The sequence below is a fragment of the Curvibacter lanceolatus ATCC 14669 genome, assembly GCF_000381265.1.
Classification (GTDB): Bacteria; Pseudomonadota; Gammaproteobacteria; order Burkholderiales; family Burkholderiaceae_C; genus Curvibacter; species Curvibacter lanceolatus.
The window spans coordinates 85,466-112,433 of the sequence record NZ_KB906272.1 but is presented as its reverse complement, the minus strand read 5'-3'; the positions used below and the strand labels follow the sequence as shown (position 1 = coordinate 112,433).

Annotated in this window: 25 protein-coding genes and 1 tRNA gene; 11 read left to right on the top strand and 15 right to left on the bottom strand. The window is 64.1% G+C overall.

The features are described 5' to 3' along the window. Positions 1-81: 81 nt before the first annotated feature. A protein-coding gene (locus tag F624_RS0125270; protein ID WP_425387338.1) for an IS3 family transposase occupies positions 82-1,268 on the top strand; the annotation gives its coding sequence in 2 pieces (ribosomal slippage) (positions 82-337 and positions 337-1,268; 1,188 coding nt in all). Positions 1,269-1,422: 154 nt separating this feature from the next. On the opposite strand, the gene F624_RS36550 is transcribed toward F624_RS0125270, so the two are convergent. The 6 genes from F624_RS36550 to F624_RS0125245 form a co-directional block, all read right to left on the bottom strand. Next, complete coding sequence (locus F624_RS36550; RefSeq protein WP_420536273.1) at positions 1,423-1,707, bottom strand: zinc ribbon domain-containing protein; 285 nt, start codon at positions 1,705-1,707, stop codon at positions 1,423-1,425. An 8-nt stretch (positions 1,708-1,715) separates the two neighbouring features. Further along, positions 1,716-2,636: a thiolase family protein gene (locus tag F624_RS0125265; protein WP_019577170.1), complete on the bottom strand. Its 921-nt coding sequence runs from the start codon at positions 2,634-2,636 to the stop codon at positions 1,716-1,718. 215 nt (positions 2,637-2,851) lie between these two features. Beyond that, entirely contained in the window at positions 2,852-4,459 is a 1,608-nt protein-coding gene (locus F624_RS0125260; RefSeq protein WP_084679656.1) for an ATP-dependent acyl-CoA ligase, read from the bottom strand. 435 nt (positions 4,460-4,894) lie between these two features. Beyond that, the gene (locus F624_RS0125255) at positions 4,895-6,214 is read right to left on the bottom strand and encodes a tyrosine-type recombinase/integrase (RefSeq protein WP_031256236.1); all 1,320 of its coding nucleotides are present in this window, start codon (positions 6,212-6,214) and stop codon (positions 4,895-4,897) included. 436 nt (positions 6,215-6,650) lie between these two features. Further along, positions 6,651-8,522, bottom strand: coding sequence for a subtype B tannase (locus F624_RS0125250; RefSeq protein WP_019577166.1), 1,872 nt, complete (start codon positions 8,520-8,522; stop codon positions 6,651-6,653). Between the two features lie 250 nt (positions 8,523-8,772). Continuing rightward, on the bottom strand, positions 8,773-10,059 hold the full coding sequence (locus F624_RS0125245) for an MFS transporter (protein ID WP_019577165.1): 1,287 nt from the start codon (positions 10,057-10,059) through the stop codon (positions 8,773-8,775). 130 nt (positions 10,060-10,189) lie between these two features. On the opposite strand from F624_RS0125245, the gene F624_RS0125240 reads away from it, so the two are divergent. Next, positions 10,190-10,822, top strand: a complete 633-nt coding sequence (locus F624_RS0125240; RefSeq protein WP_019577164.1) for a TetR/AcrR family transcriptional regulator — start codon at positions 10,190-10,192, stop codon at positions 10,820-10,822. A 7-nt stretch (positions 10,823-10,829) separates the two neighbouring features. On the opposite strand, the gene F624_RS0125235 is transcribed toward F624_RS0125240, so the two are convergent. Next, a complete protein-coding gene (locus F624_RS0125235) occupies positions 10,830-11,249 on the bottom strand; it encodes a Rap1a/Tai family immunity protein (RefSeq protein WP_019577163.1) in 420 nt (139 codons plus the stop codon). A 680-nt stretch (positions 11,250-11,929) separates the two neighbouring features. Between F624_RS0125235 and F624_RS0125230 the strand changes: the two genes are divergently transcribed. Next, positions 11,930-12,006, top strand: a tRNA-Arg gene (locus F624_RS0125230). Between the two features lie 154 nt (positions 12,007-12,160). Here the strand turns inward: F624_RS0125230 and pap are convergent. Then, positions 12,161-13,729: a polyphosphate:AMP phosphotransferase gene (pap, locus tag F624_RS0125225; RefSeq protein ID WP_019577162.1), complete on the bottom strand. Its 1,569-nt coding sequence runs from the start codon at positions 13,727-13,729 to the stop codon at positions 12,161-12,163. A 30-nt stretch (positions 13,730-13,759) separates the two neighbouring features. After that, positions 13,760-14,011: a hypothetical protein gene (locus tag F624_RS0125220; protein WP_019577161.1), complete on the bottom strand. Its 252-nt coding sequence runs from the start codon at positions 14,009-14,011 to the stop codon at positions 13,760-13,762. A 230-nt stretch (positions 14,012-14,241) separates the two neighbouring features. Between F624_RS0125220 and greB the strand changes: the two genes are divergently transcribed. Further along, positions 14,242-14,811 carry a transcription elongation factor GreB gene (gene greB / locus F624_RS0125215; protein ID WP_031256232.1) on the top strand — a complete coding sequence of 190 codons (570 nt, stop codon included), beginning with the start codon at positions 14,242-14,244 and terminating at the stop codon, positions 14,809-14,811. A gap of 17 nt (positions 14,812-14,828) precedes the next feature. On the opposite strand, the gene F624_RS0125210 is transcribed toward greB, so the two are convergent. From F624_RS0125210 to F624_RS0125195, 4 genes are all read right to left on the bottom strand, one after another. Beyond that, positions 14,829-17,102 (bottom strand): RelA/SpoT family protein, encoded by a 2,274-nt coding sequence (locus F624_RS0125210; protein WP_019577159.1) that lies wholly within the window; start codon positions 17,100-17,102, stop codon positions 14,829-14,831. 96 nt (positions 17,103-17,198) lie between these two features. Beyond that, a complete protein-coding gene (rpoZ, locus tag F624_RS0125205; protein WP_019577158.1) occupies positions 17,199-17,399 on the bottom strand; it encodes a DNA-directed RNA polymerase subunit omega in 201 nt (66 codons plus the stop codon). A 16-nt stretch (positions 17,400-17,415) separates the two neighbouring features. After that, positions 17,416-18,036, bottom strand: a complete 621-nt coding sequence (gene gmk / locus F624_RS0125200) for a guanylate kinase (RefSeq protein ID WP_019577157.1) — start codon at positions 18,034-18,036, stop codon at positions 17,416-17,418. 34 nt (positions 18,037-18,070) lie between these two features. Further along, positions 18,071-18,988, bottom strand: a complete 918-nt coding sequence (locus tag F624_RS0125195) for a YicC/YloC family endoribonuclease (RefSeq protein ID WP_031256230.1) — start codon at positions 18,986-18,988, stop codon at positions 18,071-18,073. Positions 18,989-19,059: 71 nt separating this feature from the next. Here F624_RS0125195 and F624_RS0125190 point away from each other — a divergent pair, with 71 nt between their 5' ends. From F624_RS0125190 to hemW, 5 genes are all read left to right on the top strand, one after another. After that, a complete protein-coding gene (locus tag F624_RS0125190; protein ID WP_019577155.1) occupies positions 19,060-20,070 on the top strand; it encodes a serine/threonine protein kinase in 1,011 nt (336 codons plus the stop codon). Continuing rightward, entirely contained in the window at positions 20,067-20,969 is a 903-nt protein-coding gene (locus F624_RS0125185; RefSeq protein ID WP_019577154.1) for a PP2C family protein-serine/threonine phosphatase, read from the top strand. The genes F624_RS0125190 and F624_RS0125185 overlap by 4 nt, the downstream gene beginning before the upstream one ends. A 151-nt stretch (positions 20,970-21,120) precedes the next feature. Beyond that, positions 21,121-21,861 (top strand): ribonuclease PH, encoded by a 741-nt coding sequence (rph, locus tag F624_RS0125180; RefSeq protein ID WP_019577153.1) that lies wholly within the window; start codon positions 21,121-21,123, stop codon positions 21,859-21,861. Between the two features lie 34 nt (positions 21,862-21,895). After that, the gene (gene rdgB, locus F624_RS0125175) at positions 21,896-22,510 is read left to right on the top strand and encodes an RdgB/HAM1 family non-canonical purine NTP pyrophosphatase (protein WP_019577152.1); all 615 of its coding nucleotides are present in this window, start codon (positions 21,896-21,898) and stop codon (positions 22,508-22,510) included. Between the two features lie 23 nt (positions 22,511-22,533). Next, a complete protein-coding gene (gene hemW, locus F624_RS0125170) occupies positions 22,534-23,712 on the top strand; it encodes a radical SAM family heme chaperone HemW (protein ID WP_084679660.1) in 1,179 nt (392 codons plus the stop codon). A gap of 14 nt (positions 23,713-23,726) precedes the next feature. Here hemW and F624_RS0125165 read toward each other — a convergent pair whose 3' ends face one another. Both F624_RS0125165 and F624_RS0125160 read right to left on the bottom strand, forming a co-directional pair. Beyond that, positions 23,727-24,149, bottom strand: coding sequence for a YidB family protein (locus F624_RS0125165; RefSeq protein ID WP_019577150.1), 423 nt, complete (start codon positions 24,147-24,149; stop codon positions 23,727-23,729). A gap of 98 nt (positions 24,150-24,247) precedes the next feature. Beyond that, positions 24,248-25,156 carry a LysR family transcriptional regulator gene (locus F624_RS0125160; RefSeq protein ID WP_019577149.1) on the bottom strand — a complete coding sequence of 303 codons (909 nt, stop codon included), beginning with the start codon at positions 25,154-25,156 and terminating at the stop codon, positions 24,248-24,250. A gap of 77 nt (positions 25,157-25,233) precedes the next feature. Here F624_RS0125160 and F624_RS0125155 point away from each other — a divergent pair, with 77 nt between their 5' ends. Further along, positions 25,234-26,454 carry a CaiB/BaiF CoA transferase family protein gene (locus tag F624_RS0125155; RefSeq protein ID WP_019577148.1) on the top strand — a complete coding sequence of 407 codons (1,221 nt, stop codon included), beginning with the start codon at positions 25,234-25,236 and terminating at the stop codon, positions 26,452-26,454. A gap of 13 nt (positions 26,455-26,467) precedes the next feature. Next, positions 26,468-26,956, top strand: a complete 489-nt coding sequence (locus F624_RS0125150) for a MaoC family dehydratase (RefSeq protein WP_019577147.1) — start codon at positions 26,468-26,470, stop codon at positions 26,954-26,956. Positions 26,957-26,968 lie beyond the last annotated feature (12 nt).

Below are 26,968 nucleotides of genomic sequence, written 5' to 3'. Positions count from 1 at the left end.
TGAGGTTGCCCTCGAATTTCGGAGTTCATAGCTCAGCCCGGAGAATGCCGGGAAAGGAGAGAAGAGATGAACGCTGGAGTGATGAGCAGAGCCAAGTACACCTTGGAGTTCAAGCAAGAAGCCGTCAGGCAGGTCAAGGCAGGACGGCCTGCTGCAGTGGTGGCCAAGACCCTGGGCATGCCCAGCGCTAGCTTGACCAACTGGGTTCGGGCGGACGCAAAAGGGCAGCTTGGGGTGTCGACAGATGGCAAACCTGCCGCGGTGGTGAGCCCCGAACAGGCCGAGATTGCACGGTTGAAGGCTGAAGTTGCTCGCCTGAAGATGGAGCGCGATATTGCAAAAAAAGCGGCGGCGTACTTTGCACAGGATGTGCTGCAAAGTACGCCTGGATTCACTCGATGAAGCAACGCTGGCCGATCACGCTGATGTGTGAGGTTTTGCAGGTCAGTCCCAGTGGGTATTTCAGCTGGGACAGGGCTGGCAAGAGAGGCCACGGTGGGCCCACGCGATTTCACAGCGACGAGGCCTTACTCGCCCACATGCGAGCCATCCATGCCCAGGTCAACGGCGAATACGGCTGGCCACGCATGCACAAGGAGTTGTTGGCCAGAGGCATCAGGGTCGGCAAAGACCGGGTGCGCAAGCTGATGCACCGACACGGCATCCGAGCCAGGACGAAGCGCAAATTTGTTGTCACAACCGACAGCAAACATCGGTTGCCAGTGGCGGCCGACCTGGTTCAACGCCAGTTCAATCCACAGACCCCAAATCGCTTATGGAGCGGAGACATCACGTATATCGCCACGGGCGAGGGGTGGTTGTACCTGGCGGCAGTGCTGGACCTGCACAGCCGTCAGGTGGTGGGCTGGAGCCTTCAAACGCACATGCAAACGAGCCTGGTCAAAGATGCATTGCTGATGGCCTGCTGGCGTCGCCGACCTGCCAAGGGCCTGATCTTTCACAGCGACAGGGGCAGTCAATATTGCAGCGATAGCTTCCAGGCCACACTCAAGGAGTGGGGCATTGTCAGCTCGATGAGTCGCAAGGGAAATTGCTGGGACAACGCCCCAACTGAGAGTCTGTGGGGCCATTTGAAAACGGCGTGTGTTCATGGTCGAAAGTTCGCGACCAGAGCCCAAGCAAGGCAGGTGATTTTGGAGTGGATCGGGTTCTACAACCATTCCCGGCTACATTCGACGTTGGGCTACATGAGCCCCATGCAGTACGAAAATCGCTGGTTGGCGGCGCAGCACAAATCTGCCGCTTGAAGACCGGTTATGCACTCCGATTTTCAGGGGCAACCTCAAGATTTCTTGCAGCACCAGCAGCAAGGGGCCGGTGCCCGCTGCGGGACGCGCCACGTAGGCGCTCAAGCCTTGAGGGTTGATGGCAGTTAGGTGATTCATAACGAACGCTCTCTTTTCAATGGGAGGGAATGAAAACGGCTCCATCGGCCTGTTGGGTAATGGGCACCAAGGAGTGCAATGTTGGGGGCACTTGCGCCACTGCCATGACCGTCACGCCAGCCTCGGTTTGAAGTTCAACCAAGCAGTGCCAAGGGCAGTCTTCGGGTACGCGGTGCACTGGCACGACGCCGCTCACGCGGGCCGTGTAGACGGCTTGGTCTAGGAATTGGTACCCGCCGCAGCGGTGGCAGCGCAGCCGCGCTGGAAAATACGAGACGCCACAGTCGGCGCATACGGTCATCAACAGCGTCATGATGTGGCCTCCAAGATGACGGCATTCGCGCACATGCCATAGCGGTACTCCACCATGCCATAGCCCGACACGATGGCGGTTCGGGCGTTCGGCTGCGAGCGCACTCCACACCGCCCAGTCAACTGGCGCACCACTTCCACCAGCCCATGCATGCCCCCTGCTGTACCAGCCTGACCGGCAGACAGTTGCCCGCCTGAAGTGTTGAGGGCCAGGCGGTCTTCTGCCACGGTGTCGCGCAGAAATTGCTGCACGCTGCCTTTGATGAAGCCCAGGTCTTGCAATTGCACCAGTGACATGACTGGGTAGTCGTCGTAGACGGATATCAGGTCGATGTCTTGCTGACGCAAACCGGCTTGACTGAACAGGCGGCCCTGGATGTGGGCCAGGCCCGTGCTTAGGCCATCGCCTTCTTGATGGTCCATGTTTTGGCAGGTCTGCATGGCCTTCACCCGCACGCCGGTTTGCCCTGGAGGCAGTTCATCCACATGGCGTATCAAAAGGGCATTGGCGCCCGAGACCACTGGCACACAGTCGAAGATGCCCAGTGGGTCCGCCACGAGCGGGGCGTTCAGGTAGTCGTCCTGCGTCATCTCGCTGCGGTAGAGAGCCTGAGGGTTGCGGCTGGCTTGACGGCGTTGCGCACGCACCAACTGCCCGTAGTCGCTGCGGGTCAGTCCGTGTTGCGCCATGTGACGCTGGGTTAGCAGCGCAAACAGCGAGTTGGGGTTGGCGATGCGCAGCGGCCGCAGCAGGGTTTGGGTGGTGCGGTTGTAGTTGGCGACCAGGTCCTGGAAATCAGCCGGCTGGAATGAATCACCCGCCAGCAAGACAATGTTACGGGCCAGCCCGCACTCGATGGCTGCCACAGCGTGCTGCAGCAGGTTGATACCCGACACCCCCCCGTTGGAGTCATCCATGAACCATGATAGTTGCAGGCCTAGGCGCCATGACAGGTCTACACAGCGGTCAGGTTTGAGCGTGAAAGAGGCTACGCCCAGGCCGTCAATACGGTCCGCACTGAGTCCCTCTTGCGTCAGCAAAGCTTCAAAAGCTTTACCCAGCCAGGCGGTCGTTGATTCGGGTGACCGTCGCACATATGGCACCTCGACGGCACCTTGGAGGATGGCTTTGTTCATCGTTGGATCACATGGCCCGTGGTGGCGAGGTCCCAGGTGTCGGCGGTGCGACCCTCGGCGCGCAGCTTGTACTTTTGCACCTTGCCGTTTTCAGTTTTGGGCAGCTCCTTTTGATACCGCAGGAACCGTGGGATCGCGAAGTACGGCAGGCGTGGTTCGCACCACTGGATCAGTGAAATCGGTTCGATGGCCTCACCGTCGCGCAGCACGACCGCGCACATCACCTCGTCTTCAGCCAGTTCTGACGGCACGGCAAACGCGGCCACTTCGGCCACGGCCGGGTGGGCGCTGACAACTTGTTCGACTTCAAAGGACGAGATGTTTTCGCCGCGGCGGCGAATACTGTCCTTCATGCGATCCAGGAAGCGGAAGTAGCCATCTTCGTCGCGCAGCACGCGATCGCCGGTGTGGAACCAAAGGTTACGCCAGGCTTCACCGGTCTTTTCGGGCATCTCGAAGTAGCCCGAGGCGAACGCGAAGGGTTCATCGTTGCGCAGAACCAACTCGCCAGGCGTCCCGTGCGGAACTTCGTTGTCGAACTCGTCGACCACGCGGGCCTGAAAGCCCGCTGCAACTTTGCCCATCCAACCGGGGCGGGGTTGGTCGAGCGGCGTGCAGATCACAAAGTTGGACTCGGTTGAGCCGAAGCCATCTAGTACCTGGATGCCCGTGCGCTCCACAAACTGTTCGTAGTGCAGTGCTAGCGCCCCCGGTGCCAGGGCCACACGCACTTGGTGAGCGCGCTCTGATGCGTCGGTGTCGCGTGACAACAGCATGGGCACCATAGCGCCCAGCAAAAAGGTCACGGTGGCCTCCGCGGCGATCAGGTCATTGAAGAAGCGGGATACCGAGAACTTGGCCCCAATCACCATGCGTCCTCCCGACAGGAGGGCTTGGTAAAAGGTGTTGAGGGCATTGATGTGGAACAGTGGCAGGCAGGTGTACAGAACGTCCTTTGCGTTCACACCGATGTTCAGAATAGAGTGGTGTCCCCACCAGTAAAGCTGAGCGTGGGAGCAGATGACGCCTTTCGAGGGACCCGAGGTTCCAGAGGTGTAGATCACCACCGCGGCATCGGTGGCATGGCCCGGATTGGCTGGTTGCACCTGTGCGCGAGGCGCGTCGTGGAAAGCCGTCACCTGCGGCAGCTCGTTATTCGTGTCGCCGCCGTCCAGTGACCAGATGGCTTCCAGGTTCTCCAGGCTGGCGGCCTCTGCAAACTGCGCACTGGCGATCTGGTTCAGCAGGGCCGTCTCGGTGATGAAAACGCGGGCGCGGGAGTTCTTCAGGTAGTAGGCAAGTTGCGAACCGCGGGATGCCGTATTGACGGGGACCAGTACCAGGCCAGACAAAGCGCATCCAACCAATACTGCGATGAACTCGGGGCGGTTGGTGCATTGAAGCGCCACGCGATCGCCGGTGCGCAGGCCTTTGGCACTGAACGCTTGGCTGAACTCTCGGCCTGCTGCAAGCAGGTCTTCTGCAGTATGTTTTTTGTCACCGTGTGCCAGTAAAACAGTGCCTGGCATCGTTTCGACGCGATGTTTCAGCAGCGCAATGAGGTGTCTTTGGTTTGGGGTTGGGAGCCAAGGATGGGTGGGCATTGCGGAAGTCCTGCGTGTAAAAGTATATTGTATATTGTATGTTATTAAAAAGTTTTACCCCCTAGAGCAAGAATTGCTGTTTTGGGCGGGCAGGTCGGCGCTCACACCCGGCGACACACGAGGTTGACAATGAGGCTGTTGGCGAAGGCCGCCTTCGCGGTGGAAACTTCGTGGCTTTGCTGGCGACAACGATGTCGGCCTTGACGGAGTCGCGGTGGCTGCGTCAGGGGCGGCTACAGGACAGAATGATCATGATCTCGCCTGCTGAGTCTTCTCGTCCCGTGGCCACCTACATTGAGGGGACACTCGAGCCGGTTCCAACATGCCTCGGGTTTTGTTAGGGGGCATCCTCTGCCACTCTGTCCCAACAGTGCCGTGCTGACGTTTGGCCGTCCGATTTGGGCTGCCAGGGACGCGATGATCCGGGGCGCCGAGTTAAGCCGGATTGGGCGCTTTCACCTTACCTTGTTCAAGAATCCACGACTCGATACGCTCGTGATGAACCCGCAACAGATCGAGCGGGCGCACTGTGTAGTGCTTTTCTGCTGTGGCACTTGGCTTGTGGCCCATGATCTGGGCAACAACCCCTGCAGGGATGTCCAGCCACTCGGTGAGAGATCTGAACGAGCGGCGAAGGCCATGCAAAGTCAAATCCTCGATACCTGCGGCTGCACAGGCTTTGTCATGCGCGTTGCTGGGCTCGGACATGGGGATGCCATCCACTTTGCCGCTGGCGAAAACGAAGTCACTGCGGCGCGGAAGCGCCTCCAGGAGGGTTCGGACATACGGCGTCAACGGTATCAATCGCTCACCCTCTACCTTGTCACGGATCGTTAGGCTGTTCCACTTGGTGTCGAGGTCTTTCCATTGCAGTGACCGAATTTCACCCGGTCGAGCGCCCGTCAACAGCATAGTTTGTAGGTAAGCCGCCGGTGCTGCTCCACTCATCCCTCGGACAGCCTCGAACCACGCCGGCAGTTGTTCGCGTAAGAGTGCATCTTGTTTGACGCCGGGTTTGCCGAGTGCCTCTCTTGCCTTCTTTGTCTTTGCTGGATTGCGTTCCGAGACCAGAGCGGAGAACTCTGGGTGTTCGGCGCACCAAGCGAGAAAGGCTCTTAGAAGGCGCCATGCCAACCGAGCTGTTGTGGGGCGAGTCGTTGCTTCGTTTTTTGCCCAGTTCTCGATGGTCGCACTGTCCAAGGTCCTGAGTGGGCGAGCCAAGAGATCAAACAAAGGGCCAGGTTGGGTAATGCCTCTGCCGCGGGTGCCGCGGGATGCTGCGATGCCACCTGCTTTGCTCAACCGTTGGTGATCGTTGCGATGGTGTTCTCCCCAGAGCGGACTGCGCTCCTCGATGTAGGTTGTCCAGGCTTCTTGCGCGGTGGTCGCAAGAGTTACCGCTGCAGCCTTTTGCTTCGCCTTTTCTGCCTCGCGTTGACGAGCAAGTTCTCGCGGATCGTCACCGTTGTCCAATGTGACCGCCAGACGGCGCGCCTCGGCTCTTGCCTGGTCGATAGTCCATGTCTTCACGTCGCCGATCGTTCGACGGATGGTCTGACGGTCTAGTTTGGCCTCGAAGACGAAAGATTTGGCACCGGTGTTGGTGACCCTGACCCTCAAGCCCGGGACCTCCGAGTCGCGGAGGAAGGCCTGTGCTTTTTGGTCTGTTCGGCAAGTGAGTCGCTCGATGACTCCGACTGTGAGATTGATGCGCTTGCTCAGGTCGGGCGCTTCATTGTTTCTAGGGCGAGCCATGTTGAAGATTCCTGCTGTGTTTGGCTACACGGCGTTCCGTGTAGCCACTGTGTAGCCAGAATACAGCAATTTTGCGGAATATTGATCAACAAAAATTTTGTGCTTTAGATGAGGTGTTTCTTGTAAGGTGTTGATTTTTATAGATATCATCAATCTATTGGAATGCCTATCAACACAGGTATAGCGGGACTCATAATCCTTTGGTCGCGGGTTCAAGTCCCTCACGCCCTACCAAGCTAGATAAGGAAACCGCGCTATCGAATAGGTAGCGCGGTTTTTTCTTGGGTGGGCCGTGTAAGGCGATTTGTAAGTTGCTTGGACGGATGGGGTGGCAGGGCAACGTCCAGGGCGGCTACTTGGTCACGATTTGGCCGGGGCTGGCTGGCGCCCCGGGCCCATCAACGGCCTGGCTGAGTTGCTCCGCCGCACTCCAGCCTCAGTTCCCTGTCGCCAGCCGCTGGTCAATCCAGCTGAAAGCGTCCTGCACGTCGTAGTTGCCTGCGTGGCCCTGGTCCCAGAACAGGGCGTAGTCCACGTTCTTGACCTTGGTGTCGGCCTTGAGGGCGCGGCTGATGTTGTAGGCCACGGTGAAGGAGGTGTCGCGATCGCGTGCGCCTACGCGGATGCGCCAGTGGGGGGTGATGCCGTCGGTCTTGCCGATGTAGGGCAGGGCGTTGATCAGCTTGTACTGGTTCAGCAGGTAGGCCTGTTGCGGGTTGTTGGCCCAGGTGTAGCCGGTGCTTTTCAGGCCCACGTTGCTTTGCGCCGCGTTGATGGCGTCGCCGCCGTTGTTGTTGTTCCAGGCGTACTCGGTGAAGTTGGAGTACACCTGGGCCGCCGTGCCGAACAGATTGGATTCACCGCCGCTGTAGTTGCCGTAGATGGTGGCGCCGGCCTTGGTGGTGTCGCTGGTCGCGGTGGTGGCCAGGGCCGGGGTCTGGCCCAGTTGGTCGAAGGCCGGTACGGCCTTGAGGCGGGCTTGCTTGGCGACGAACTTCAGGTAGTTCGAAAAGTTGAAGAACGTGACGGCACCGCTGGCATCCACATTGATGAAGTCGTTCTTGTAGTACAGGGTGCCGCTGCCGCCGGCCACGCCATTGGCCGCTGCGCTGCCGTTGGCGTTGTAGGCAACCAAGGTCTTGCCCGACTTGACGTAGGCACTCGCCGCTTTCGTGATCTCGTTTTGCAGGGCGGCCAGCATGTTGTCGGTGGTCAGTGCGCTGCCATCGTCGTTCTTCAGGCCCAGGCTGGCCTGGTAGGCGACAAACTTGTTCATGAGGGTGGCGCTGCCGCTGGGGTCGGGGTTGGAGGCGCGCACCAGTTCATTGCCGTTGGCATCCACGATCAGTCCAGTCTTTTGGTCTGCCGACACCAGGCTGCGGGTGTTGAGCACGTTGAACATCCACTCGTAGGCCAGGTCGGCGCTGCCCAAGTCCTGGATCGGGCAGTAGGCCACGATGGCGTAGACCTTGTCGCTGAGGGTGGTGCTGTTGCCATTGAGGTCGATGCCCGCGGCACCCACGGCCTTGAGGTAGGGCAGGTAGTCGGTGCTGTCGCCGGTGGCACCGAGTTGGGTGCTCTGGGCGCCACCGCCACTGGTGCCGTTGACCACGATGCGGCTGGCATTGCCGGGCATCAGGCTGTCGTTGAGGCGAAGGTAGCGCACGGCAGCCTTGGCATCCACGATGGCAGCCGGTGCCTTGCCCTGGTAGAGGCCGTCGGTGTAGACGCCCGCGGGTGCCAGCGCGCCCCGGCTGCGCGACGCCATGTTGACGTACACAAAGCCACGCGCCAGCGCAGCGCCTTTTTTGTCGGTGTCGCTGTTGCTGACGTAGCTGCCGCCGTTCACGATGTCGGCGCCGCTGTAGTTGGCGCTGGTGATCGCGTCCGTGCCGTTCCAGCCCCCCTTGCCCCCTTGGTAGCTGGCCAGCCAGCCGGCGTTGTTGACGTTCAGCAAGATGGCGTTGTCCTGCCGGGCGGCATCAACCTCACGCACAAAGATGTTCATGTTCTGGTAGCCGCAGGTCAGGTTGTCGACCGCACCGGCAGATTGCGTAGGCGCCAACTGCATGGGCTTGGCGACATAGCAGACCTCGCGGTACCAGCGCACCGGCGTGCTCACGCCGTCGAGGGTGACGGTGATGGTCGTGTATTTGGACTTGTCGAAGGCCAGTTGGCTGTCGTAGACGCCGCCGAACAAGCTGCTGCCGCCACCGCCACCGCCGCCACCACAGGCGGTCAGGATGCCGGCGGCCGTGAGGGCCGCGACGGTGCCGGCCAGGGTGCGCAAGGGAAAGTGCTGGGTCATGTTTGTCTCTTCAGATGTTGTGGTGGTCGGGCATCACGGCCCAGGGCGGGCCCGGGTGGGGCTGGCCGCTGGTGTGCTCTCCGTCTTCTTGCTCGGGTGCTTGTGCCCTGCAAGTGGACGGATTCTTGAGAGATGCCGAACATCTGAAAAGATGCCGAAACAGTGGGCGTGAACTCCCTTGGTTATCGCGCCGGGGTGGGGGGCAGGATCGGCCCTGGTGCGGGGGCGCTGCCGCTGGCCTAACCGGGGGTCAGCGCTGGGGTTTGCTGGCGTGCGGGACCGCAGGCTGCAGCCGCATGATGATCACGGCCGCCATCAGGCAAGCCCCGCCGGCCACGAACAGGGCCGGGGTGTACGAGGCGAGCACCGAGCGCGACAGCCCCGCGCCGTAGGTGGCGGTAGCAGCCCCCAACTGGTGGGCGGCAAAGACCCAGCCAAAGACCACGCTGGCGCGTTCGGGGCCGAACTCGGCGGCGGCCAGCTTCACGGTGGGCGGTACGGTGGCAATCCAGTCGAGCCCGTAGAACACGGCAAACATCGACAGACCGACCAGGGTGAACTCGGAGTACGGCAGCCAGAACAGCGAGAGCCCGCGCAAGCCGTAGTACCAGAACAGCAGCTTGCGGCTGTCGTAGCGGTCAGACAGGTAGCCCGACAGGGTGGTGCCCACCAGGTCGAACAGCCCCATCATCGACAGCACCGACGCAGCCGGCACCGCCCCCAGGCCGTTGTCGCCGCACAGCGAGATGAAATGGGTCTGGATCAGGCCGTTGGTGCTCAGCCCGCAAATGAAGAAGCTGGCCGCGAGCACCCAGAACGAGGGCACCCTGGAGGCGCTGGCCAGCGTGCGCAGCGGCAGGCCCCAGTCGGCTTTGGCTGCAGGGGGCTGGATGGGCTCACCTGCGGGGGCGCCGTAGGCATTGAGCTTCAGGTCGGACGGGTGGTCGCGCATGAACAGCAGCATCAGCACAAACACCCCCAGCGAGGCCGCGATCACCGGGGCCAGGGCCCAACGCCAGCCGTATTGCTCGATGAGCCAGACCACCAGCGGCAGGAACACCAACTGCCCGGTGGCACTGCTGCCGGCCAGCAGGCCCATCACCAGGCCCTTGCGCTGCACAAACCAGCGGTTGGCCACCGTGGCGCCCAGCACCATGGCGGTCAGGCCGGTGCCCACGCCCAGCAGCAGGCCCCACAGCGCAAAGGCCTGCCCCAGGCTGTGCATGAACACCCCCAGCAGCAAGGCGCTGGCGATCACCGCCGCAGCAATGGCCACCATGCGCGACACGCCATAGCGCATCAGCACCATGGCGGCAAAAGGCCCCAGCAGCCCATACAGTGCAAAACGGATGGCAAAGACCGATGACAACTCGGTGGTGGTCCAGCCAAACTCCTGGCCCAGCGGCTGCATCAAGGCGCCGGGCAGCCCCAGGGCGGCCGAGGTGACCAGCATGGCCAGAAAAGTCAGTGCCGCGATCACCCAGGCGTAATGGATGCCCAGGTGTTTCAGATACAAAGCCAGACGGGGTGCGAGCATGCGGTGGCGTCCTTCAGGGTGAAGGGCTGCTTCGCCGATGGTTGAGCGAGGCGGCTGGCTTCAGGTTGTGTGGGTTGAGGGTGTTTATGATAATGGTCGATATCAAAAAGTGTCAACGAGGTGTTCAGCCATGAAAGTGACCAAGGAGCAGGCGCAGCAAAACCGGCAGGCCTTGCTGGATGCGGCCGGCAGGCTGTTCAAGAAGCACGGGATCGACGGCATCGGCGTGGCCGAGGTGAGCCGGGAGGCGGGCTTGACGCCCGGTGCGCTGTACAAGCACTTTGCCGACAAGCAGGACCTGGCGGCCCAGGCTTTCAGCCATGCATTCCGGCGGGGCTTTGACCGGGTCAATGCGCCACGGCCCGGGGCGGAACGCGATGTGGAGACCTACCTCAAGGCCTACCTCAACCCACGCCGGCGAGACGACCTGGAGGCCGGGTGCCCCTTGATCGCCACGGCCTGTGAGACCGGGCGCCAAGGCGAACAACTGAGCCAGAGCTTTGCCGAGGCCTTTGTCGAGTTCCGTTCCGGCGTCGAGTCGGTGCTGCCTGACACGATGGATACAGCCCAGCGGGCCGCGCTGGCCAGCGTGTTCGTGGCCGCCTTTGTCGGGGCCAACGCGATCTCGCGCGGCGTGGTCAAGGCCGATCGCGCCCTGGCCGACGAGGTGCTTGATCAGGTTCGTGGTGTGCTGGCTTCGCTGGCACCGACACCCGGCTGCGCCGAACCCGGCGCGTTTTCACCTGAATCCGAACCCCGCTGAGGCAGGTTCAGTTCTTGTTTTTGCAGCGATAGGTGCGCAGGGCGGCTTCGCGGATCAGGTAGTCGGCTGGCAGGCCCCATTTCTCGGGGTGATCGCGCACGTGTTTGGCGACGATCTGGTACATCTGCATTGACGCAAAATCGTCGGGTGTACACAGAAAGTCGCGGTCCCCCAGGGTGGCGTCCCAGACGCCCATGACATAGCCCATGAACATCAGGATGTCGCGCCCATCCTTGGCGCTTTGAAGGCCCTGGCGCTGCCGCTCGTAGGCCTCTGACCAGCGATTGAGTTCGGCGCCATCGATAAATTCGGCGCACGCCCCCGTGCATAGCAGGCCTCCGAGCAAGGCGGCGAGCCCTTGGCGTAACCAGGTTCTGGTGGGGCGGGTGGCATGGGCGTTGGCGTGGCGGACAAAACGTGGGGGCATGAGTGCTCGGTCAATCAGGGCGAATGCCCAGGGGCGGGGCTGGGCTGAGACATCGGCATGCCATTGCCATCTGTCTTGCCATTGGAGGCTGCTACGGGGGCGGTGTCGGCGTGGGCCAGTTCCTGGGCAGGGGGGCGGCTGGTCTCTGGTGGGCGGGCTGAGGGCAGAGGGGTTGAGTTCCAAAGCAGCATCAGCCCGACGGTGCACATCAGTGTGGCGGCCATCAAGGCGATCGCCACAGTCTGAAGAATGCGGTTGGTCGGCTCGTTGCTGGGGTGAGCGCCTGTGCCGGCTTCCCCACGCCAGGCTTTGCAATGGGGGCATACGAACGCATCGGATGCGAACTCCGTACCACATTCACGGCAAGTCACCGTTGCCATCGACCGCTCCCTGTCTGGCTCATTTCGCCACCTCCTTGTGAGGCTCGATTTTGCCCAATTCCGGCGCCTTCAGGGCCTTGTGGTGCAGTATCGCTGGTGACATCTGCGACCGAACTGGCGCCGGCAGGGAGGGGCAAAAAAATTTCGGGTTTCCCCGAAGGGCCTCGAAAGTCGTGCATAATAGCGGTCTTCGCACAACGAAGCGCTTCTGGCCTGAAGCAACGCGATGCAAAGCAAGTAAGAAAAAATTTTCAAACTTCGCAAAGCACGCTGAAAAATCAGGTTAGAATACAAAGCTCAGCGGCTGTAGCTCAGTTGGATAGAGTACTTGGCTACGAACCAAGGGGTCGTGGGTTCGAATCCTGCCAGCCGCACCAAACGACAAGCCCTAGAACAGAAATGTTCTAGGGCTTTTTCGTTTCTGCCTTCAGCTTGGGCCCTGTGCTGCAGCCCGGGTCAGGTGCAAGCCCGGGTCATCCGGGGCTTGGCTCGTTGGCCGGGCATGGCCGGCCCGGCCTGGCTTCTCGGGCGTCAGTCCTTCTTGGGTTTCTTGCGGGCAGCGGCCAGGGGTTTGGCCTCGGCCTTGCGTGTCTTGGCCTTCACCGCTTTGGCCGGCTCCAGTTCGGCCTCGAGCCGCTCGCACAATGTCCGCAGCACCTTCACGCGGGCGTGGTTCTTGTCATTGGCTTCCACCAGGGTCCAGGGAGCGTTGCCTGTGCTGGTGCGCTCCACCATGTCGCAGATGGCCTGCTGGTAGGCATCCCATTTTTCGCGGTTGCGCCAATCTTCTTCGGTGATCTTGAAACGCTTGAAGTCAATCAATTCGCGCTCTTGGAAGCGGCGCAGCTGTTCCTCCTGGCTGATCTGCAGCCAGAACTTCACCACGATGGTGCCGGCATCGGCCAGCTCGTGCTCGAAATCATTGATCTCGGAGTAGGCGCGCTGCCAGTCGGCCTCGCTGCAAAAGCCCTCAATGCGTTCCACCAGAACGCGGCCGTACCAGGTGCGGTCAAAGATGCTGACGTTGCCCTGGCGGGGCAGGTGGCGCCAGAAGCGCCACAGATAGGGTTGCGCGCGCTCTTCCTCGCTGGGGGCTGCCACCGGGATCACCTGGTATTGGCGCGCATCCAGGGCCGCGCCGATGCGGCGGATGGCGCCGCCCTTGCCCGCCGCATCCGGCCCCTCGAAAGCGCAGACCAGGGCACGCTGGCGAAAGCTGGGGTGGCGGACCAGCTCGGCCAGGCGCCCCTGCCAATGTGCCAGCTCGGTCTTGTAGGACTTGGCGGCCAGGGTGCGGGCCAGGTCGAGTTGCGACAGCACATTGCGCCCGTCGGTGTCCACCCGCAGCAAGGGCGCTGCGGGCGGCGGTGGTGCGGTGATGGCGGCGGGCTGGCCCAGGCGCTTGCGCAGCGCCTTGAGCACCAGTTGCCCCACGGTCAGTGAGCGGTAGCGGTCGTCATTGCCTTCCAGCACGATCCAGGGCGCCTGGGCCGTGTTGGTGATGCGCAGCAGGTGGCCAGCGGCATCCTGCAGCTGGTCGTAGGTTTTGAGTCGATCCCAGTTCCAGCGGCTCACCCGCCAGGCCGTGCGCGGGTCACTCTCCAGGGCTTTGAGGCGCTCGCGCTGCGCGTCCTTGGTGAGGTGGAACCAGAACTTCAGGATCAGGGCGCCCTCCTGGGCCAGCATGGCCTCGAAGCGGTTGATCTGGGCGGCCCGCGCATCCAGCTCGGGCAGGGTGATCTCGCCGGCGATGCGTTGTCGGATCGGGTCGGAGTACCAGGATCCGGCAAAGATGCCCAGCCTCCCCTTGGGCGGCAGCGAGCGCCAATATCGCCACATCGGGGGGCGTTCGCGTTCTTCGTCCGTCGGCTCCGAAAAGGCCAGGGTCGACAGGAACCGCGAGTCCATCCATTCGTACAGCAGGTTGATGGCTTCGCCCTTGCCGGCGCCGTCCTGACCGCTGATCAGCAGCAGCACGGGGAAGGGCTTTTTCTCATACAGCTCAGCCTGGGCCTGCAACAGGCCTGTGCGCAATTCGGGGACGGCCGCCTTGTAGGCGGCTTTGCTGATCTTGTGGCCCAGCTCGGCAGATTCAAACATCGGGACAGGCTCCTGTGGGCAAGAAGGGGGTCAGGGCTTGCCGATGGGGCGCCCCTGAGGTGGCAGGCGCTTGGCCGTCATCACCAGCACCAGGCAGTCCTGGGCGCTGAGCATCGGAAACCGCTCTTTCAGCGCCCGGTAGGCCAGGTGATCGTGGGAACTGGCGCTGCCCCAGCCATTTTGCTGCGAAAAAAACGGCGTGAGCATCTCAAAGGCTTCGAGGAAGATGACGCGCAGATCAGCCCGCGCGCGGCGCTCTGCTTGAGTGGCTTCGGTGGGCATGGTGTTCTTTCCGGGGCGCAACGCCATCCAGGGACAAGGTCAGCACTGACTGTATCGAGTGCAGCCCGGCCTGTGTGGGCTGCCGGATTGATGTGGGGCAAGCTCGGGACAAATCGTTCTCGGCCGGGTGGATTGTTCTGGACGGGCGGTGGATTCGTGCACACTCGGGCCCATGCGGCCCAGCACGGGCCTGGGGCCAAGAAATGGCCGCGATGGTTGAAGAGGAGATCATGAGCAAGGCGTTCACGCGAGAGTCGGATGCAGGGGCAGACGATGACGAAGACCTGGGTCTGCCGGCCCTGCCTGCGGGCACACGCAACTACATCACGGCCGCGGGCTACCAGCGCCTGCGTGACGAACTGTTCCAGTTGATCGACGAAGAGCGACCCAAGGTGGTCGATGTGGTGCACTGGGCGGCCAGCAATGGCGACCGTTCGGAAAACGGTGACTACCTTTACGGCAAAAAGCGCCTGCGCGAGATCGACCGCCGCATCCGCTTTCTGACCAAGCGCCTGGAGATCGCCGAGGTCACCGACCCAAGCGTGCACCACGGCAGCGATCAGGTGTTCTTCGGTGCCACGGTCACCTACGAAGACGACGAGGGCGTACAGCGCACGGTCACCATCATGGGCATCGATGAGGCCGACAGTGCCTTGGGGCAGGTGAGTTGGATCTCGCCGGTGTCGCGCGCCTTGCTCAAGGCCCGTGAGGGTGACGTGGTCAAGCTGATCACGCCCTCGGGGCCGCGTGATATCGAAATCCTGCAGGTGGTCTACCCGGCGCCGGCACCGGCCGCCTGAGTCGGCCTTGAAAAGCCTCAGGCCCCGGGCTTGATGCGCGCGGCCCGCAGCACGGTGGGCGTGCGCTGCAGATGGCGCAAGGCAGCATCCAGGTGCGGTGTGTCCTGCACCGACACCAGAAAGCGCAGCTCGGCGGTGCTGGCCGGGCCCTCATCGCCCATGTCCACATGGGTGATGTCCACCTCGGAGGCGGCCAAGTCGGCGGCCACGCGGGCCAGCACGCCCTTGCCATTGGTCACGGTGACCACCAGCCCGGTCTCGAACGGGCGCACCGGTTCGTCGGCCCAGTCCACCGCAATGAAGCGTTCGCTGTCTTTGTGCTGCAGGCGCTTGGCGGTGGCGCAGTCGGCGGTGTGCACCACCAGGCCCTCGCCACGGCCCAGGTAGCCGACGATGGCGTCGCCCGGGATGGGACGGCAACAGGGGGCGTACTTGACCGAGGCGTTTTCGCTGCCATCGAGCAGCACGGCGCCCTGCGACAGCTTTTCATGCGAGGTGTAGCGTTCGCGCGTCAGCAGCAGGGCATCGCGCTTTTCGCCGCCCTCGGTCATCAGCACGGTCAGGCGCTTGGCCACCATGCTGGCAATGCGCTTGCCCAATCCGATGTCGGTCATCAATTCGCTGCGCGTCTTGTTGCCGGTGAAGCGCAGCAGCTTGTCCCAGATGCCCGGGAAGTGCGGGTCACGGGTTTCCGGCAGGCGGTCGATGCCCTCGGCACGCAGGGCCTGGATCAGCAGCTTTTCGCCCAGCGATTCAGACTCTGTCTGGGCCAGTGTCTTCAGGTAATGGCGGATTTTGGAGCGAGCCCGCCCGGTGCGCACAAAGCCCAGCCAGGCCGGGTTGGGCGAGGACACGGGCGCCGTGACCACCTCGACCACATCGCCGTTCTTGAGTTCGGTGCGCAGCGGCACCTGCTCGCCATTGATCTTGCCCGCCACGGTGCGGTCGCCGATGTTGCTGTGGATGGCGTAGGCAAAGTCGACGATGGTGGCGCCCCGCGGCAGCGCCATGATCTGGCTTTTGGGTGTGAACACATAGACCGCGTCGGGGAACAGGTCGACCTTGACGTGGTCCCAGAACTCGGCGGCATCGCGGGTTTCGTTCTGGATGTCGAGCAGCGACTGCAGCCATTGGGTGCCCAGGCGCTCGGACGGATCGCCTTCGTGGTCGGAGGCCTTGTACAGCCAGTGGGCGGCCACACCGGCTTCGGCCACCATGTGCATCTCCTCGGTTCGCATCTGGAACTCGATGTTGATGCCCGAGGGGCCCACCAGCGTCGTGTGCAGCGACTGGTAGCCGTTCACCTTGGCAATCGCGATGTGGTCCTTGAACTTGCCCGGCACGGGCTTGTACATCTGGTGCAGCACGCCGAGCGCCGTGTAGCAGTCGGTGATGCCCGGCACGATGATGCGAAAGCCGTAGATGTCGGTCACCTGGGCAAAGCTCAGGTGCTTCTCGTCCATCTTGCAGTAGATCGAAAACAGGGTTTTTTCGCGCCCGGCCATGCGGATGCGCATGCCCAGCGTGGCAAAGGCGGCATCGACATCGGCCTGCACCTTCTGGATCAGGTCACGGCGTCGGCTGCGGGCCTTGGCCACGGCCTTGGCCAGGATGGCGTAGCGCCAGGGGTGCAGGTGGCGAAACGACAGGTCTTGCAGTTCGCGGTAGGTCTGGTTCAGCCCCAGGCGGTGGGCAATCGGGGCGTAGATCTCGAGCGTCTCGGAGGCGATGCGGCCCCATTTGCTCTTGGGCATGTCCGACATCGTGCGCATGTTGTGCGTGCGGTCGGCCAGCTTGATCAGGATCACCCGCACATCGCGCGCCATGGCCAGCAGCATCTTGCGGAAGGACTCGGCCTGGTTCTCTTCGCGGGTGTTGAACTGCAGCTTGTCCAGCTTGGTCAGTCCGTCCACCAGTTCGGCCACCTGCAGGCCGAAGCGGTCGACCAGTTCGGCCTTGGTCACGCCGCAGTCTTCCAGCGCGTCGTGCAGCAGGGCCGCCATCAGGGCCTGGGCATCGAGCTTCCAGACGGCGCACTGGGCCGCCACGGCGATGGGGTGGGTGATGTAGGGTTCGCCACTGTTGCGCAACTGGCCCAGGTGGGCGGCGTCGGCAAAGCGGTAGGCCTGGCGCACCTGCTCGATGCCGGCGGGGCCGAGGTAGCCCAGGCCGTCGACCAGGGCGGCAAAGCTTGCGGCGGCGGCATTGGCGGCAGCCGTCGTGGCGGAGCCGGCGGCCGCGGCAGCACTTTTCGGGGGCGTGGCAGAGGAAGAGGGCAGCACCGCAGTCATGCTTCTAATGTAGCGCTGTCAGAGATGAGTGGGAGAAAGGGCAAAAAAAAGCACCGCGGCTGCGGTGCTTTTTCGGCGCCAGGGGCGCGAACAGGTTCAGGGAACCTTCTTGAGCATTTCCAGGCCGATCTTGCCTTGAGCGATTTCGCGCAGGGCGGTGACGGCCGGCTTGTTCTTGCTTTCGATCTTGGGCGAGTGGCCCTGGCTCAGCATGCGGGCACGGTAGGTGGCCGCCAGAACCAGCTGGAAGCGGTTCGGGATATTGACCAGGCAATCTTCAACGGTAATGCGTGCCATGAGGGTTCTCCGCCGGCTAGGCTATGTTCAGTGAGTGGAAGGTGTCAGCCCGGGCGCGTCGCTGGGCTGCATACTTGAGACGCTGGGCGTGCACCACGGCTTTCATGTCGAAAAGGGCGCGCTCAAACAATTCGTTGATTATAACGAAGTCGAATTTCGAGGCCTGCGCCATCTCGACCGCGGCGTTTTTCAGGCGCAGTTCGATCACGTCCGGGGCGTCTTCGCCGCGGCGCTCCAGGCGCGAGCGCAGCTCTTCCCAGCTGGGGGGCAGGATGAAGATCAGGATGGCGTTGGCAAACGCCTTCTTGATCTGGATCGCGCCCTGGAAGTCGATCTCCAGCACCACGTCGGCGCCTTCGGCAATGCGCTCTTCGATGGCCTTTTTCGAGGTGCCATAACGGTTGCCATGCACATGGGCCCACTCGATGAAGGCGTTGTTGGCCACCATCGAATCAAATTCGGGCTGGGACACGAAGAAGTATTCGCGTCCGTGCTTTTCCTGGCCGCGCGGCGGCCGGGTGGTGTGCGACACGGACGGCTGGACACGCGAGTCCAGCTCCAGCAGTGCCTTCACAAGGCTGGACTTGCCGGCCCCGCTGGGGGCGGCCACGACAAACAGGTTTCCTGGGTAATCCATGATGAGGTCAGGGTCTGGGTTGGGCTCGGGGGGCTTATTCGATGTTCTGGACTTGTTCGCGCATCTGCTCGATCAGCACCTTCATGTCCACGCTGATGCGGGTCAGTTCCAGGGCGGCCGATTTCGAGCCCAGGGTGTTGGCCTCGCGGTGCAGTTCCTGAATCAGGAAGTCGAGCCGTTTGCCCAGCTCGCCGCCCTTGCCGAGCAGGCGCTCAAGTTCGTCCAGGTGCGAATCCAGGCGGGTGATCTCTTCGGCCACATCGATGCGGATGGCAAAGGCCGTGGCTTCGGACAGGGCGCGGTCCTGGGCGGCCTCGGGCAGGGTGCTGCCCTCGGTCAGGTTCATGGCCTCCTTCCAGCGCTCCAGAAAGCGCTGGCGCTGCTGTTCCACCAGCTGCGGCACCAGCGGGGTGGCCTGGGCCGCCAGGGCCCGCAACTGGCTGATGCGGTCTTGCAGCATGGTGCTCAGGCGGGCGCCTTCGCGCTGGCGCGCCGACAGCAGCTCCTTGACCACCTTGGCGGCCAGGGCCTGCACCTCTTCGGCGCTGGGCAGCAGGGTATGGGCGTCCGAGCCGCCCAGGCGGATCACGTCGGCCACGCTCAGCGGCGTGGCCTGGGGCAGCCAGGCCCGAACCTGGTCCTGGATGGCATTGAGCTTTTGCAGCTGGCGGGTGGTCGGCTCTTTCAGGCCGTCGCCGCCTTCTTGCTCCAGCGCGGCGCGCACCTCGACCTTGCCGCGCTTGAGCTTGGCGGTCAGCAGCTCGCGCAGGGCGGGCTCGTGCTGTCGCAACTCTTCGGGCAGCCGGAAGCTCAGGTCCAGAAAGCGGCTGTTCACAGCGCGAATTTCCAGGCCAAACCGGGTGGTGGCACTGCTTTTGGCGTCGCCGCCGACCTCAGGGGTGGCCACGTCCTGCTGGGCAGTGGCGTAACCGGTCATGCTGTAAACTGGCATTGGGTTCTATTACATAAATCAATACAGGGATTATCCCGCCTGGACGGGGTGCCCGTCCCGTCTATCTCCACATGTCGAAGGTCAAACCGGCACCGCTTCCACCGGATACCGTCATCGGTGGCTACCGCGTGGTGCGTCGTCTGTCTGCGGGCGGCTTCGGTGTGGTGTACCTGGCCCTCGACATGGAAGGCCAGCAGGTCGCCGTCAAAGAGTACTTGCCTTCATCGCTGGCCACACGCGGCGCTGGTGAGTTGCTGCCCCGGGTGCAGCCCGAAAAACTCTCGCTGTACCGGCTCGGCCTGAAAAGCTTTTTTGAAGAGGGGCGCTCGCTGGCCCAGATCTCCCACCCCTCGGTGGTGAGCGTGCTGAATTTCTTCCGCGAGAACGAAACCGTCTACATGGTGATGAACTACCTGGAGGGCGCCACCCTGCAGGACTTCATCATCACCGCGCGCGACCTGAAAACCCAGAAGGTGTTTCGTGAGTCGACCATCCGCTCGCTGTTCGACGAGGTCTTGCGCGGCCTGCGCATCGTGCACCAGCACAAGATGCTCCACCTGGACATCAAGCCCGCCAACATCTTCATCACCGACGACAACAAGGCGGTGCTGATCGACTTCGGTGCCGCCCGCGAAGTGCTGTCCAAAGAGGGCAACTTCATCCGCCCGATGTACACACCCGGCTTTGCCGCCCCCGAGATGTACCGGCGCGATGCGGCCATGGGCCCCTGGACCGACATCTATGCCATCGGCGCCTGCATCTACGCCTGCATGCAGGGCTACCCGCCCAACGAGGCGCCTCAGCGCATCGAAAAAGACCGCCTCTCGCTGGCCCTGTCGCGCCTGCGCGGGGTTTACTCCGACAACCTGATCGAGGTGGTCGAGTGGTGCATGGCGCTCGATCCGCTGGCCCGTCCGCAGTCGGTGTTTGCGCTGCAAAAAGAGCTCAGCCGCGAGGGCGAGCGCCGCTACACCAAGCTCTCCGTGGGCGAGAAGGTGCGCTTGCAATTCGACACCCTGGTGTCCGACAACAGGAAGAAATCCGGCCGTGAAGCCACGGACGTGGGTGTCAAACCGAAATGAAATTCTCAGTTTTCCAGGTCAGCCGCCGCGGAGGTCGTGAAAAGAACGAAGACCGCATGGGCTATTGCTACACCCGTGACTCGGCCCTGTTCGTGCTCGCCGATGGCATGGGCGGGCACCCCGAAGGCGAGGTGGCGGCCCAGATCGCCCTGCAGACCATCTCGGCGCTGTTCCAGCGCGAAGCCCAACCCCGCCTGGCCGACGTGACCGAGTTCCTGACCACCGCACTGATGGCCGCGCACCACCAGATCCTGCGCTACGCCGCCGACAAGGGCATGCTCGACACCCCGCGCACCACCCTGGTGGCCGGGGTGGTGCAAAGCGGCAGCGCCAGTTGGGTGCACTGCGGTGACTCGCGCCTGTACCTGGTGCGCGACGCCGAACTGCTCACCCGCACCCGCGATCACTCCTACCTGGAGCACCGCAGCCCGACCATGATGTTGCCTGAGCGCATCAACCGCAACGTGCTGTTCACCTGCCTGGGCTCGCCCACCAAGCCCGTCTTCGACGTCACCGGGCCGGTCATCCTGCAGCAGGGCGACAAGATCATGTTGTGCTCCGACGGCTTGTGGGGCAGCGTCCATGACGAAGACATCGTGCGCCACCTGAGCCGCCTGCCAGTTTCCGAGGCGGTGCCCGAGCTGGTCGAGACCGCCTTGCGCAAGGCTGGCGACAGCAGTGACAACGTCACCGTGATCGCGCTCGAGTGGGAAACCCCCGACACCTTCGAGTCCACCCGCGGCATCTCGACCGACAGCATCAGCGAAGGGGTGTTCGCCTCGACCATCCAGTCGGGTGCCCTGGATAATTTTGTCGACGATCTGGACGATGCCGCCATCGAGCGCTCCATCGCCGAGATCAACGAAGCCATCCGCCGCTCGGCCCAGCGCAAGCACTGAGCCACGCCACGAATGCCCTGGATGGCCCTGGATTGCCCCGGTGCCACGGCAGGGCATCCCGGCCCGGGCTTGAACCCGGGCCTGCGGCGGGTTCCAATCACGCCCTGCCGGCCGCCTGGCCGGCCTGTTTCATCTCAACGGATTCTTCACCATGACGGCCACCCCCACCTCTTTCCAACGCAGCCAGCAGCGTGCCGCAGCCCAATTGCGCCCGGTGCGCATCACGCGCGGCTACACCATGCACGCCGAAGGCTCGGTGCTGATCGAGTTCGGCCACACCAAGGTGCTGTGCACCGCCTCGGTCGAAGAAAAAGTGCCCCCGCACAAGCGCGGCAGCGGTGAAGGCTGGGTGACTGCCGAGTACGGCATGCTGCCGCGCGCCACCCACACCCGCAGTGACCGCGAGGCCGCCCGCGGCAAGCAGACCGGCCGCACCCAGGAGATCCAGCGTCTGATCGGGCGCTCGTTGCGCGCGGTGTTCGACCTCAAACGCCTCGGTGAACGCACCCTGCACCTCGATTGCGATGTGCTGCAGGCCGACGGTGGCACCCGCACCGCGGCCATCACCGGCGCCTTCGTGGCGGCCCAGGACGCGGTCAACGGCCTGCTGGCCGCGGGCAAGATCAGCCAGTCGCCCATCCTCGACCAGGTGGCCGCCATCTCGGTGGGCATTGTCGAAGGCACGCCTTTGCTGGACTTGGAGTACACCGAAGACTCGGCCTGCGACACCGACATGAACGTGGTCATGACGGGCGCCGGCCACTATGTGGAAGTGCAAGGCACCGCCGAAGGTGCGGCCTTCACCCGCCGCGAGATGGACCAGCTGCTCGGCCTGGCCGAAGCCGGCATCGCCGAGCTGGTCCAGCTGCAGAAGCAGGCCCTGGCGGCCTGAAATCGCGATACCCCCAAGATGTGAGAACGCTGTCATGAAACTGGTCCTGGCCTCCAACAACCAAGGCAAGCTGGCCGAACTGCAAGCCCTGTTCGCCCCCCTGGGCGTCGAACTGGTGCGCCAGGGCGAGCTCGGCATCCCCGAAGCGGCTGAGCCCTTTCGCACCTTTGTCGAAAATGCGCTGGCCAAGGCACGCCATGCCAGCGCCCACAGCGGCCTGCCGGCCCTGGCCGATGACGCCGGCCTGTGCGTGGACGCCTTCGGCGGCCTGCCCGGTGTCGACACCGCCTACTACGCCACCCAGTTCGGCTACCCCAAGGGCGACGACAACAATGTGCGCGCCCTGCTCGAGCAGATGCAGGGCATCGAACAACGCCGTGCCGCCCTGGTCAGCACCCTGGTGGCCGTGCGCTCGCCCGAAGACCCCGAGCCCCTGATCGCCGTGGGCCGTGCCGTGGGCCAGATCACCCGCCAGCCGGTGGGCGAGCATGGCTTTGGCTTCGACCCGGTGATGTTCATCCCCGAGTTCGGCCAGACCTTTGCCCAGTTGCCCCCCGAGGTCAAGAACGCCCACAGCCACCGCGGCCGGGCGGCCCAGCAGATGCTGCAGCTCATGCGCGCCAACTGGCTGCCGGAGGCCACCGCGTGAGCACCCCCGACCTGGCCCACTACATGCGCCCGGGCACCCTCAGCCTGCCCGCGCTGCCACCCCTGTCGCTGTACGTGCACCTGCCCTGGTGCCTCAAGAAGTGCCCCTACTGCGACTTCAACTCGCACGAGTTCCGAGGCGAGGGCGGTGAACCCGCGCCCGCGCCTGAAGCGCGCTACATCGCCGCCCTGATGGCCGACCTGGAGGCCTCGCTGCCCCTGGTCTGGGGCCGCTCGGTGCACAGCATCTTCATCGGGGGCGGCACGCCCAGCCTGTTCTCGCCTGAATCGATCGACCAGCTCATCAGCGGCCTGCGGGCCCGCCTGCGCCTGGAGGCCGAGTGCGAGATCACCCTCGAGGCCAACCCCGGCACCTTCGAGAAAGACCGTTTCCGCGCCTTCCGCCAGGCCGGCGTGACCCGCCTCTCGGTGGGGGTGCAGAGCTTCAACGACCAGCATCTCAAGGCGCTGGGGCGGGTGCATGACCGCGCCCAGGCCCTGGCGGCGGTGGAAGAGGCGCGCAGCGCCTTCGACACCTTCAACCTCGACCTGATGTACGCGCTGCCCGGCCAGAGCCTGGACGATTTCTCGCAAGACCTGGACACCGCGCTGGCGCTGGCGCCCCCACACCTCTCGGTCTACCACCTGACCATCGAACCCAACACCTATTTCGCCAAGTACCCGCCCGTGGTGCCCGAAGACGACACCGCCTACGCCATGCTGGACCTGATCACCGAGCGCACCGCCAGCCGCGGCATGCAGCGCTACGAGGTGTCGGCCTATGCCCAGCCCGGCCATGGCTGCTTCCATAACACCAACTACTGGCAGTTTGGCGACTACCTGGGCATCGGCGCCGGGGCGCACGGCAAGCTCAGCTTCGCCCACCGCGTCGTCCGCCAGGTGCGGGTGCGCGAGCCGCGCTTGTACATGGACAAGGCCCTGGCCGGCGAGGCCATCGCGCAAGAGACCGAAGTCAAGCGCAGCGAACTGCCGTTTGAGTACATGCTCAACGCGCTGCGCCTGCGCGAGGGTTTTGCCCTGCAGGATTTTTGCGACCGCACCGGCCTGCCCCTGTCGGCCATCGCTGCCGGCCTGGACGAGGCCGAACGCAAGGGCCTGATCGAGCGCGACTTCGCCCGCGTCAAGCCCACCGAGCGGGGCTTTGATTTTCTGAGCGACCTGCAGGCCTTGTTTCTGGCCTGAGGCTTCAGAACGGATCAGCCCAGCAGGCCTTTGAGCAGGCTCAGCCCTTCGGCCACCAAGGGCGACTCGCCCTGGGCCGGCAACTGCCCCTGGGGCGTCAGCCGATCGACGATCTGGGGCAGCCACTGCGCCAACTGGCCCGACAGCTCGGCCGGGTTCAGGCCCAGCTGGCCGGCCAGGCGCTGCACCGTGTCACTGCCCAGCACGGCCTGCAGCTGATGGGCATCGATGGGCAGGTTCTGCCCATTCGAGATCCACGAGGCGACCACATGGGCCATCCCTTGCTGTTCAAACGTCTTCACCAAGCCGGACAGGCCGCCCGTCTGCGGGTCATTGAGCCAATGCAGCACCACCTCGGGCAAGCCGCCTGCCGCGCCGCCGCCCTGCTGGGCCGCCAGGCCCCCGACGGTGCTCAGTACCTGATCGAACAAACCCATGGTGATCCTCTCTTGGCCCGCAGGCGCTTGATTAACGTGAGATCAGTCTAGTTGGAAGGTCTTGACGCGCCTGTGAACAAATTCCGCAAACCTGTGTTTCATGGCGCGTCGGTGGCTTCCTGGGCCACCCGCATGGCGTGCGCCGCAAACGTGCTCACCAACTGGTTGCCGTGGTCCGGGCGGGTGGCCAGGGCCATGTCGAGTCGGGCGTCGGCCGGGGTGTCGGTCAGGCGCAGCAGCTTCACGCCCCGGCGCATCTGGTGCCGCGCCACGCCCGCCACCAGGGCCAGGCCCAGGCCGCTTTCCACCAGGCTCAGGATGGTGGCCACCTGCATCGCCTGCTGGGCCACGCGCGGGCTGAAGCCCGAGTGCTGACAGCGCAGCATGGCCAGCGCAAACAGCCCCGGCACCCGGGCCTGCTCGTAAAGAATGAAGGGCTCTTGCGCGACCGCCGACAGGGCGATCGCGCTGCGCCGGGCCAGCGGGCTGTTGCCGGGCACGGCCAGCATGAATTCGTCGCGCTCCAGCACGGTGAATTCGCAGTCGCCGGGCGTCAGCACCGGGTAGCGCACCAGGCCCACGTCCAGCCGCCCGGCGGCCAGGCCATCGAGTGCGGCCTGGGTGGTCGACTCGGTCAGCTCCAGCTCGATCTTCGGGTAATGGGCGCGAAAACTCGGGATCAGCCGTGGCAGCAGCGAGTAGGTGGCCGTGCCGATGAAGCCCACCCGCAGCAACCCCCCCAGCCCATGCAAGGCCGCCGTCACCCGTTGGCGGCACTGGGCCGCGTGGGCCAGCGCCTGGCGGGCATCGGCCAGCATGGCCTGGCCGGCCGCCGTCAGCACCACGCCGGCCGGCGTGCGGTCGAACAGGGCGCCGCCCAGCTCGTCCTCCAGCTTGCGGATCGACACCGACAGCGGGGGCTGGGCCATGTGCAGGCGCTCGGCCGTGCGGTGGAAGTTGCCGGTTTCGGCCAGATCGACAAATTGGGCCAGTTGCCTGAGGTTCATTTTGATACTCGAACGGTATTGGAACGACGCTAATCAATATTGGACGCCCTGACAAGCGATTCCTACAGTCGATCGCCATGACGGAGACAAACAAAGCGGCCCAGCCACTGGCGGGCCTGCGCGTGGTGGATGCCAGCGCGGTGGTGATGGGCCCCTACGCCAGCCAGTGGCTGGCCGACCTGGGCGCCGAGGTGATCAAGGTGGAGCCGCCCGAGGGCGACTCCACGCGCCACACCGGCCCGGCCGCCGAGGCCGGCATGGCGGCGATCTTTCTGGGCGTGAACCGCAGCAAGCAAAGCGTGGTGATCGACCTCAAGCAGGCCGGCGGCCGGGCCGCGCTGCAGGTCCTGATTGCCGGGGCTGATGTGTTCATGCACAGCATGCGGCCGCAGAAGCTGGCCCCGCTGGGGCTGGACCCGGCCACGCTGTGCCAGCGCCACCCGCGCCTGGTGTTTGCCGGCCTGCATGGCTTTGCCGACGGCGGGCCCTACAGCGGCAAGCCGGCCTACGACGACATCATCCAGGGCCTGTCGGGCAGCGCCGCGCTGATGCAGGCGCAAAGCGGGGTGGCGCGCTACCTGCCCACCATCGCCGCCGACAAGACCTGCGGCCTGGTGGCCGCCCTGGCCATCGTGGCCGCGGTGGTCAAGCGGCAGGCCACGGGGCGGGGTGGTTTTGTCGAGGTGCCCATGTTCGAGACCATGGTGGGCTTCAACCTGGTCGAGCACTTCTATGGCGAGCATTTCGAGCCGCCGCGCTCGGCCCCGGGCTACCCGCGCGTGCTGGCCGACTGGCGCCGCCCCTACGCCACGGCCGACGGCCACGTCTGCCTGATGCCCTACACCGACGCCCACTGGCGCCGCTTCTTCGAGGCGGTGGGCGAGCCCGCTCTGGCGGTGGACCCGCGCTTTGCCAGCATGGCGGCCCGCACCCGCCACATCGAGGCCTTGTACGAGACCACCGGCCGCCTGGTGGCACGGCACGACACCGCCCACTGGCTGGCCCTGTGTGAGCGCATCGAGGTGCCGGTGGCGCGCATGAACCAGCTCCAAGACCTGCAGCGTGACCCGCACCTGCAGGCCACCGGCTTTTTCGAGCCGATCGACGACCCGGCCATGGGCGCGCTGCGCTTTCCCGGCGTGGCCCCGCGTTTTGATGGCCAGCGCGCCCCGGTCGGCCTGCCACCGCGCCTGGGGGCCGACACGGTGCAAGTGCTGCGCGAGGCCGGCGTGCCACCCGACACCTTGAACGATTGGCTGGCCACCGGCGCAGTGCAGGCCCCTCCAACCCATGCTTGAAACAGGACTCGCCATGCCTCACAACACGCCCCCATCGCCACCCCCTCCACCACCGCTTCTGGGCCAGGGCTTCCACTGGCAGGACCTGTCGGTGGGTCAGGCCTTTCGCACCTTCCGGCGCACCATCACCGAGACGGATCTGGTCAATTTCATCTCGTGCACCGGCATGCTGGAGGCGATCTTCATCGATGCCGAGTTCGACGGCGGCGCCATCGCCGGCCGCCCTGTGCCCGGCGCGCTCACCTACACCCTGATCGAGGGCTTCATCCTGCAGACCCTGATCCAGGGCACCGGCCTGGCCATGCTGGAGCTGCACCAGAAGATCCTGCACCCGGTGCGGGTGGGCGACACCATCCACGCCCGCATCACCGTGACCGAGGTGCGCCCCACCTCGGCCAAGGGTCGGGCGGTGGTCAGCTCCGACATCATGGTCTTCAACCAGCATGAGATCGAGGTCATGCACTACACCGCCAAGCGCCTGTTGGCCGGGCGACCCGAATGACGCATCGAATGA